Origin of the sequence: Scytonema sp. PCC 10023 (assembly GCF_963920835.1) — a bacterium.
Classification (GTDB): Bacteria; Cyanobacteriota; Cyanobacteriia; order Cyanobacteriales; family Nostocaceae; genus Kalymmatonema.
Genome location: NZ_CAWUDP010000396.1, coordinates 1 through 261 on the forward strand (window position 1 = coordinate 1; position 261 = coordinate 261).

Sequence of the window (261 nt, forward strand, 5' to 3'; positions counted from 1 at the left end):
TAGGCTTTAATCTCGTTGCTCAATCTACGGCGACGGAATGTGTTTCTTAAGAGTCTAGGTTCAATTTACCTCTACATATAATATCTGTATGAACTTCAAATATACTGACTATTTTTTCATTAGCAGGAACTTTTTCTTTCTTGAATACCCGCCGATATGTTTGTTGAATAACTTGTTCTATACGAGGAAGGAAAAGTGTAAATTTTGTATCCGTTCAGGGGGGGCGATCGTGAGAAAAACTCCTGACTAAATTTCCTGTGG

At 37.2% G+C, this 261-nt stretch carries 1 pseudogene; it reads right to left on the reverse strand.

Annotated elements, in window-relative coordinates:
- Positions 1-52: 52 nt before the first annotated feature.
- Positions 53-205, reverse strand: a pseudogene (locus ACM0OZ_RS49340) (ISNCY family transposase); the annotation flags it as partial.
- Positions 206-261: the final 56 nt, after the last annotated feature.